The organism is Dyella sp. (genome assembly GCF_035685885.1).
Taxonomy (GTDB): domain Bacteria; phylum Pseudomonadota; class Gammaproteobacteria; order Xanthomonadales; family Rhodanobacteraceae; genus Dyella.
Window position 1 is genome coordinate 1 of the sequence record NZ_DASRZX010000092.1, and the last position, 4393, is coordinate 4393.

The following is a 4393-nucleotide window of genomic DNA, read 5'->3' on the forward strand; positions in this document are numbered from 1 at the left end:
GCCGGCAACTGGCGCAATGCGTATGACCCCAAGACCGGCTTCATGCGTGCGCGCAAGACCGACGGCACGTTCCGCGAGCCGTTCGATCCGGATGCCGCCGGCTACGGCACCGACTACACCGAAGGCAACGCCTGGCAGTACTCCTGGTACGTGCCGCAGGACGTGGCCGCGCTGATCAAGGCCATGGGCGGTGACGCCGCATTTGTCTCCAGGCTCGACAGCGTCTTCGAGGCCAAGGTGGACCCGGCCCGTTTTGCCCACGTCGAGGACATCACCGGCCTGATCGGCTGGTATGCCCACGGCAACGAACCCAGCCACCACCTGGCCTACCTGTACGACTACGCCGGCGCGTCCTGGCAGACCCAGAAGCGCCTCAAGCAGATCATGGACAGCCAGTACGCGCCCCGCCCGGACGGTCTGGCCGGCAACGACGACCTGGGCCAGATGTCGGCCTGGTACATCTTCACGGCGCTGGGTTTCTACCCGGTGGCGCCGGCCAGCGACGAATACGCCATCGGCCGGCCGTTCGTCTCCCGCGCCACGCTGCACCTCGGCAACGGCAAGACCTTCACGGTCAGCGCCGCGCCGCTGGACGATGCCCATCCCTACGTCGGCTCGGTCACGCTCAACGGCAGGCCGCTGGACCGTGTGTTCCTGCGCCATGGCGAGATCGTGGCCGGTGGCGAGCTGCATTTCACCATGCAGGCCCAGCCGAATCGGGCATGGGGACAACAGCCTGACGCCAGGCCGTCGTCGATGAGCGCGGCGATTTCAGCGACGGGGACGTCCTACTAAAGACGTAGCGAAAAGCTTGCGGCGAAGGTAGTAATAGCCTGGGTGATTCTGCAAACATGCCCATCATGTTGCGCTCATCCTGGAAATTGGCGTCGACAATCCAGCCCGCTGTGAAGGACCGCGTGGCCCTTCGCTGGCGGTTGGGCGGGTTGCTGGCCGCCGTGCTGGTCATCGTGGCGTTGCCCTACGTGGTGACCCGCAGCGGCTCCAGCGAGGCCATCGAAGCCAACGAGCGCGTTACCCATTCGTCCGAGGTGAAGTCGCTCACCTACCGCATCGCCTATGTGACGCGGGACGGCGAGGCGGCCATCTACCGGCTGATCCACGGCGACTTCGATCCGCAGGTTCGCCTGCGCGCCGAACGCGCCGGCCACGAAGTCCCCGGCTTGCTGTCCCAGCTGCGCGAGATGACGCGCGACAGCCCGGACCAGCAGGCCCTGATCGGCTCGCTCAATTCGGTGGTCAACGGGCGGCTCGCGCTTACCGGGCAGGCCATCCTCCGGCACGAGCGCGGCGACCAGGAAGGCGCGGCGGAAGCGATGCGCGACTCGGGCACGCTGTTCAAGATGGACGACCTCATCGACGGCATCGTCCGCAACGAGAACAACACCTTGCTGGCGCGCCGCGACGAAGCGCGACGCGAATCGTTCAACAGCGGTCTGGCGCTGGCCATCACCGCCATTGCGCAGGTGCTGCTGCTTACCATCGTGGTGATCGTGTCCGAGCGGCAGATCAGCCGGCGACTGCGCGCCGAGGTGCGCGAAGGCCAGGCCGTGCAGCGCTCGCAACTCATCGTGCAGGCCGTGCGCGAGCCGATCGCTCTGCTCGATTCGAGCCTGGGCACGCTGCTGGTGAATGCGGCGTTCGGCGAGCTTTATGGTCTTCCACCGGATTTTCGCCAGCTGATGCCGCTGACCGAGATCGGCGACGGCGCCTGGACCGACAGTGCGCTGTTGCAACGCCTCAACGACGTGCTGCTGCTCGATCGCGAGCTGTGGGATTACGAACTGATCCAGCGCACTGTCGACGGCGTCGATCGCCATGTGGTGATCAACGCGCGGCGACTTGAACAGGACGGCGGCGGCGATCCCGTGCTGCTGCTGACGCTCAGCGACGTTACCGCGCGCGCGTTGGTCGAGCAGCAGGTGAAGGAGCTCAATCGTCAGCTCGAAGGCAAGATCGAACAGGTGTCCGACGTGAACCGCGAGCTGGAGGCCTTCAGCTATTCGGTGTCGCACGACCTGCGCGCGCCGCTGCGGCACATCAGCGGTTTCGCCGGCAAGCTGCAGCAACACCTGGGCGAGGCCGCGGACGAACGCTCGCGCCACTACATCGAGGTCATCAACGACGCGTCGCGCCGCATGGCGCTGCTGATCGAAGACCTGCTGGTGTTCTCGCGCCTGGGTCGCGGCGCGTTGCGCCTGCAGCCGGTGGACATGCAATCGCTGGCCGACGAGGCACGCGCGCTGGCCGAAACCGACGCGCACGGGCGCCACATCGTGTGGTCGATCGCGCCGCTGCCCATCGTCATCGGCGACGAAAACATGCTGCGTACCGTATGGCAGAACCTGCTCGGCAACGCGGTGAAGTACACCGGCAAGTGCGAAGTGGCGCGCATCGACGTGGACGTGCAGCGCAACCGCGACGGCAGCTACGAGTTCACCGTCAGCGACAACGGCGCAGGCTTCGACATGCAATACGCGGGCAAGCTGTTCGGCGTGTTCCAGCGCCTGCACCGCGCCTCGGAATTTCCCGGCAACGGCATCGGACTGGCCAACGTGCGCCGCATCGTCACGCGCCACGGGGGACGCGTGTGGGCTGACGCGCAACCGGGCCAGGGCGCCCGTTTCCACTTCACCCTGCCTTCGTCCGACCTGGCAGAGAGCTTTGCGCAGAGGCGGTTATGAACCATCGCGATATCCGTACCATCCTGCTCGTCGAGGACAGCCTCGCCGACGCCGAAATGGCCATGGACGCGCTTGCCGGCGCACATCTGGCCAATCCCGTGGTGCACGTCGAGGACGGCGTGGATTGCCTGGATTACCTTTACTGCCGTGGCGAGTGGGCCGGGCGCGATCCGGTCGAGCCTGCCGTGGTGCTGCTGGACATCAAGATGCCGCGCATGAGCGGTTTGGAAGTGCTCACGCAACTGCGCGCGGATGATCGCTTCCGCCGCATGCCGGTGGTGATCCTTTCTTCCTCGAGGGAAGAGAGCGACCTGGCGCGCAGCTGGGACATCGGCGCCAACGCGTACGTGATCAAGCCGGTGGACGTCGACCAGTTCTTCGACGCGGTGCGCACGCTGGGACAGTTCTGGGCCGTGCTCAACCAGGCGCCGGAATAGCAGGTGGATCGACCGGGCGGGATGCCCACGACGGAGTGGCACATGGCGGACAGGCAACACTGGGCGCTGCCCAGAATCCGGATACTGCAGATCGAGGACAGCCAGCTCGACGCCGAACTGGTGTTGTCCGAACTGGACGCCGACACGATCGAATACGACGTGCGCCTGGTCGACGAGGAGCGCGCCTATCTGTCCGTCCTCGATGAATTCCGCCCGCACATCGTGCTTTCCGACCTCAGCATGCCGGGCTTTTCCGGGCAGCGCGCACTGGAGCTGTTGCGCGAGCGCGACCAGGATCTTCCCTTCATCTTCGTCTCCGCCACGCTGGGCGAGGACGCAGCGATCGAAGCGCTGCGCAATGGCGCCACCGACTACATTCTCAAGCAGAACCCGGCACGCCTCGCCTCGGCGGTACGGCGCGCCCTGCGCGAGGCCGAGGCACAGCGCGCGCGGCGCCGCGCGGAAACCGAGCTGATCCGCGCCCAGCGTTTCGAAAGCCTGGCCATGCTGGCGGGCGGACTGAGCCACGACTTGCGCAACCTGCTGCAGCCACTGCTGCTGGCTGGCGAAAGCCTGCAGGACTACCAGCACGATCCGCGTCTCGCACGCCTGGGTCGACTCGTGCGCGACTGCGGCAAGCGCGGCCTGGACATGGTGCAGTCGATGCTCTCGTTCGCGCGCGGCGCGCGTCGTGCCGAGCAGGTGCGCGCGGGCGCGTTGCTGGACGCGCTGGGCTTGCTGCTGCAAGGCAGCGTGCCGCGCGATGTGACGCTGGAAATGAGCGTGGGCGATCCCGAGCTAACGTTCGACGGCAACCACACCGAATTGCAGCAATGCCTGCTCAATCTCAGCCTCAACGCCATCCAGGCGATGCCATCGGGCGGTTACCTGCGCATCGATACGTCGCTGGCGGCGTTGCCCGAGACATTTTTCCTGTCAGGCGAGGACGCCCGAGAAGGCAACTTCCTTTGCCTGACCGTGTCCGACACCGGCACCGGCATGGACGAGGACGCCCTGCAGCACATGTTCGAGCCGTTCTACACCACCAAGGAGAGCGGCACCGGCCTGGGCCTGGTGTCGTGCAAGCGCATCGTCTCGGCGCATGGCGGCGTGATGCGCGTGCGCAGCCAGCCGGGGCAGGGCACGCAGTTCCAGCTCTACATCCCGTTGGTGGACACCAGGCCCGAGCTGGTGCTGGAGGAAGAAGTCGACCTGCAGGGCGAGGCCGAGCGTCTGCTGGTGGTGGTGGAAGAG

Annotated in this window: 4 protein-coding genes; all 4 read left to right on the forward strand. The window is 66.3% G+C overall.

All coding sequences use genetic code 11. The features are described 5' to 3' along the window. Positions 1-795, forward strand: a 795-nt coding sequence (locus tag VFG49_RS11490) for a glycoside hydrolase family 92 protein (protein WP_324860575.1), incomplete at its 5' end; no start/stop codon positions are given. 110 nt (positions 796-905) lie between these two features. After that, entirely contained in the window at positions 906-2702 is a 1797-nt protein-coding gene (locus tag VFG49_RS11495) for a sensor histidine kinase (protein WP_414649113.1), read from the forward strand. Next, complete coding sequence (locus VFG49_RS11500; protein ID WP_324860579.1) at positions 2699-3139, forward strand: response regulator; 441 nt, start codon at positions 2699-2701, stop codon at positions 3137-3139. Before VFG49_RS11495 ends, VFG49_RS11500 begins: the two co-directional genes overlap by 4 nt. 42 nt (positions 3140-3181) lie before the next feature. Continuing rightward, a partial coding sequence (locus tag VFG49_RS11505; protein ID WP_324860581.1) for a sensor histidine kinase occupies positions 3182-4393 on the forward strand: 1212 nt, incomplete at its 3' end.

Coding starts and splice junctions, on each gene's coding strand:
- VFG49_RS11500 (WP_324860579.1), top strand. CDS start 2,699: ATGAACCATCGCGATATCCGTACCATCCTGCTCGTCGAGGACAGCCTC.